This is a genomic window from Sodalis-like endosymbiont of Proechinophthirus fluctus (assembly GCF_001602625.1).
GTDB lineage: Bacteria > Pseudomonadota > Gammaproteobacteria > Enterobacterales > Enterobacteriaceae.
The window spans coordinates 30040-34519 of the sequence record NZ_LECR01000077.1 but is presented as its reverse complement, the minus strand read 5'-3'; the positions used below and the strand labels follow the sequence as shown (position 1 = coordinate 34519).

Annotated in this window: 1 protein-coding gene and 6 pseudogenes; 6 read left to right on the top strand and 1 reads right to left on the bottom strand. The window is 48.9% G+C overall.

Annotation, left to right across the window (positions count from 1 at the left end; translation table 11 throughout):
- From BG74_RS17865 to BG74_RS17860, 5 genes and pseudogenes are all read left to right on the top strand, one after another.
- The coding region (locus BG74_RS17865) for a nitrilase-related carbon-nitrogen hydrolase (protein ID WP_305809586.1) at nt 1-281 on the top strand (281 nt) is incomplete at its 5' end.
- A 465-nt stretch (nt 282-746) separates the two neighbouring features.
- A pseudogene (locus BG74_RS07600) lies at nt 747-1571 on the top strand (glutamate/aspartate ABC transporter substrate-binding protein); the annotation flags it as partial.
- Nucleotides 1572-1755: 184 nt separating this feature from the next.
- Nucleotides 1756-2429: pseudogene (locus tag BG74_RS07595) on the top strand (ABC transporter permease subunit); the annotation flags it as partial.
- A gap of 4 nt (nt 2430-2433) precedes the next feature.
- A pseudogene (locus tag BG74_RS13905) lies at nt 2434-2743 on the top strand (ABC transporter permease family protein); the annotation flags it as partial.
- Nucleotides 2726-3215: pseudogene (locus tag BG74_RS17860) on the top strand (ATP-binding cassette domain-containing protein); the annotation flags it as partial. The pseudogenes BG74_RS13905 and BG74_RS17860, both read left to right, overlap by 18 nt.
- Nucleotides 3216-3468: 253 nt before the next feature.
- On the opposite strand, the pseudogene BG74_RS13900 reads toward BG74_RS17860, so the two are convergent.
- Nucleotides 3469-3909, bottom strand: a pseudogene (locus BG74_RS13900) (zinc ribbon-containing protein); the annotation flags it as partial.
- Nucleotides 3910-4242: 333 nt separating this feature from the next.
- On the opposite strand from BG74_RS13900, the pseudogene BG74_RS17855 reads away from it, so the two are divergent.
- Nucleotides 4243-4480: pseudogene (locus tag BG74_RS17855) on the top strand (class I tRNA ligase family protein); the annotation flags it as partial.

Sequence of the window (4480 nt, the reverse complement as noted above, 5' to 3'; positions counted from 1 at the left end):
CCATCGGCCCGTGGCAGCATTTTCAGATGGCGCGCATGCGCTCGCTGGAGCTAGGACGCCCGCTGCTGCGCAGTACCAATAACGGCATCACGGCGGTTATCAATGCTGACGGGACGCCGCTGGCGCAATTGCCGCAATTTACCCGCGATGTGCTCAACGTCCACGTCACGCCGACCCGTGGTCTGACTCCTTACACCCATGCCGGCTCTTGGCCGCTATGGATTTTTACGCTACTGGCCGGATTGACTGCGCTAGTGCTTGACTACCGACGACCCCCCTGAAGACATGGCATACTACTGCTTGATGAACGCTATGTTTTAAAGGACAGCGCGCAGCGCAGTAGGCAAGCGAGGCCATTTTCCTCGATTGCCGTAAAACATCTGTGGCCAACGGCCCGATCTCCGCGAAGCTGTCAGTGCCAATCTAATGGCTTACCGCGCCTTACGTAGCCGGCACCGTAGCCCCGAAGCCGCATTTTAGTGCGCAACGGTTCTCAAAACGGCAATATTTTGTATCTTTTTATTTGCATTACATTATATTAATCATAATTAGATTGATGAATCTGTCCCTAAAGCGGGCCTTTTTTCAGGCCACCTTGTCGCCCCAGGGCACTGCACTGGACGCTAAAATGTCAGATACAGTAATCACAACAGAGGAGTAAGAAGATACACATGCGAAACTTGGTATTATCGTTAGTGATAATCAGCATTACCTCCAGCCAGACTAATGCCGAAGAGTTAACGGGCACGCTGAAAAAAATCAAAGACAATAGTGTCATCGTAGTAGACTGCCACGAATCATCCATTCCTTTCTCCTATTGTGAGAATCAGCAGAAAATAGTGGCCATTCGCAGGATCATTCCAATGCCATTATTGATGCCATTAAAAAGAAAATAGATATTCCGAATATGTAGGTGAAATATTTGCCTATTACTTCCTCCACTCCAACTCATCCCGCTACTGCAAAACGGCACCCATGATTTTGAACGCGGCTCCGCTCAAATAACCTGGAACACCATAAGTACGTAAACTTCTCCGATACACTGCTCATTACCACCGGTACTCGCCTGGCAGTGAAAAAAGTTCCCCCCATCAAAGATTTTAGCGAGTTAACCAGCAAGACAGTCGTCGTCACCGCCGAAACCACATCTGAAGCCCTACTCAACAAGCTCAACGGTAAGAAGCAGATGAAGATGTTTACTCATCAGCACTAAGGATCACGGCGACTCATTTCATACCCTGGAAAACAGCCGCTTGGTAGCCTTTTATTATGGATAATTCCCTGCTGGCGAGCGAAAGCGCCAAATTGCGTAAGCCAGATCAATGGGATATCGTCGGCATGCCGCAGTCGAATGAAGCCTACAGTTGCATATTGCGTAAAAACGACGCGCTGTTCAAAACGCTCATGGACGATACTATCGTTCATATTCAGACCTCCGGCGAAGCGGAGAAATGATACGATAAGTGGTTTAAACAGCCTATTCCGCCGAAGAATCTGAACATGAATTTTACCATGTCGGACTATATACGAAAGCCCTATTTAAATCACCTAATGATAGGTCCATAAACTAATAACGATAATAAGAATGAGATTACCCGCACTACTGATTACTGTGACTAAAGGCCCGGAAAGACAGACGCGCTAAGACCATTCCCCGAAGCAGGGCAATATAGGGGCCTATTCATAAATCTTAATGGTAGCGCCCGCTACCCTTTTACCGGATTTTTTATGTCTAAAAATTAGAACTTATGAACCTTTTTTGAAACAGCCCCGTTCGGCAGCACTACTTATTAGGTTAGCTATTAGTCCAGATTTCCAGGTTACCGTCGATGTGTCATTCTGCGCCTGGAATTATTGCTTTTGTGGTCGGTTCCCTGTTCGGTATCCTACACACCCTGCTTAATCAATTTCTGGCGGAGATAGGCATCTGTTACGTAGAGTTGTTCCGTAATATTCCCTTGATAGTATAACTGTTTATTTGCTATATGGTAGTGTCAGAGATGCTGCCATCGTCCATTGGCACCTGGTTTAAAGCCGAATTGTGGACCACACCATTCAGTTATTTTTCTCAGCAAAGCTGTGCCTGGGGTTTTTTCACCGCAGCGCGCCTGTGCGAGCAGGTGCGAGAAGGTGCGCTCGAGCATTCAATCGCTGTCCAAGGAGCAGTTGAACGCTAAGCTGGCGATGGGGTCTACTCTGGGGCAGGCCTACCGCTATATCCTGCTGCCCGATGCTTATCAGATCATCGTGCCGCCGATGACCTCGGAAATACTCAACCTGGTAAAAAACTCGTCGGTTGCCTTCACCATCGGTTTGGTGGAGATGGCAGCGTAGGCCAGCAAATTGCTGGATTATTCCGCCCACTCCTATGAATCTTTTCCACCATTATCCTGGGCTATCTGCTCATCAACGCCTTGATTCCGTTGCTGGCAGCTCGGAATGATGCACTGGCAATCCATGCAGCTGATTATTCTGCCGCAGGCCTCTTCCAGGCGATGGTGCCACTGCTGCTAACCGCAGAGCATCGTGCTATTCCAGAATACCTCATTGGTTTAATTATCCAGCCTGGCTGACTTCTTCCGTACCGCCTCCTCTATTATTTGCGAACGTGACGGTTATTGGCAAACGTGATGATACGCATGTGGAAATGGTGCTGTTTGCCGGTTTGTTTTATTTTATCATCAGCCTGAAAGCGCCTGCCCCCTCCTCCACGCTGGTGAACTACTTGAAAAAAAGATGGTTAGATGATTTTCCTAAAAACATTTCCAAGTGGCATGGTCACTTTCAGGTGCTGACTGACTATTCCACCGAGGTCAATAAAAGCGAAATGGTGGTATATGGCTCTTCCAGCTCTGGTAAATCGACGCTTATCAAAACCATCAACGGCCTTTAACCGATTCGAGAGGGGGAGAGTCTACATCAATCGGTGTCTGCCAATAAATTCTCCGGTCAGCTGTCCGGCAGTCAGCAGCAAGCATATGGTGATTGTTCTGGATCGGGAGATGATAAACGAAGTGTTCGATGTCATGGTGGAGCTGGCTCAGGAAGAGATGACCATAATGGTAGTCATCCATGAAATGTACTTTGCGCGTAAAGTGGCCAACCGGGTGATTTCCATGGATGATGGACGCATTATCGAAGACTCGCCCAAAAGGGTGTTCTTTGCCTATCCCGAATCGAACCACGCCCTCGACTTCCTGGCGAAGATCCTGCATTTAAGGGTGCCACAGGTCGGGCAGGGTGTTGCCCCTGCCCGACACACGGTATCCGCTTAAGGGCTCATTCTCGAGGTTATTTCCGCCCGCGCTTTACGCAGAAGGTATCGCTTCTTATCCCACGATGCCATCCATTTACCCCTTCCCCCGCAGGAGTCCTCTTTCCTACGCGCTCTCCTTACTCTTATTGTCCCAGATCGTCTCTAGTTAGCATCCTTTGCTGTCCCCTGTTGCCGACGCAATTGTTAATGGAGGGCTGGCGATGAAATTTATCGAAATCGCAGTCCGGGATAGAGCAGCAATATTTCCAGCGTATAAAACGCCAGAGTATGATGACATCGTTCGCACACTAGATTGCCCAGACAGACCACTTCGCCTCTGTGGTAAACGTCATTATGGTTAACGTCCTTGAACACCTCTTTCCATTCCAGCTGAGTCAGGTCGGTAATCTCTGCCAACCACTACTAAAGGTTCTCTTTAATGACCTGTAAAAAACGCATTCGTCATCTTGCTCACGGCTTTCATCGTAACTGCAGGCTAACTCTTCCAAATCACGCTGCACCGCGCGGGTCACGTTTTCCACCTCGATGGGGTGTAAGGTAAGATCACTGCTAGCCAGCAGGCACCGGCGGGATTATTCGCCTCAAGCGCGTCGATATCCTGTTCTCTCCTGTTCCAACTGCTGGGTCAGCAAGGTAAGGAATTGATGGTAATATTATGAGACTTTGTCCATTATTCTCTCCTTGACCTGTAGCGGCGCTCCGCCGGCATGTTGATACTATCCTCTAGTTGAGATTATCCTTTATAACGTTAATTCAAAACTATCTTCCCGCACGGCGCCGTGGTCGTTTGAGTGGTGGATCTGTCACACACGCCGCGAATTATTGGTAGAAAAACGGCCCAGCCATGGCGCTTGGTTGTTGTTGCTGCTATCGCTTATCATATAAGCTAGGCGGGTCTTGGTATTATGTTTTTACGCTCCCTGCGCGAGCGGCGCCGTATTTCACTTTAAGGACCACTGTCTGCCATGCAAGAGCTTTATCGCCCGGAAGAAATAGAATCCACCGTCCAGAAATACTGGCATGAAAATGATACGTTCAAGGTCACTGAAGACCCTGGCAAGGAAAAGTACTACTGCCTATCCATGTTGCCCTACCCCTCCGGCCGCCTGCATATGGGTCATGTGCGCAACTATACCATCGGCGACGTGATAGCCCGCTATCAGCGCATGCTTGGTAAAAATGTCCTGCAGCCTATCGGCTGGG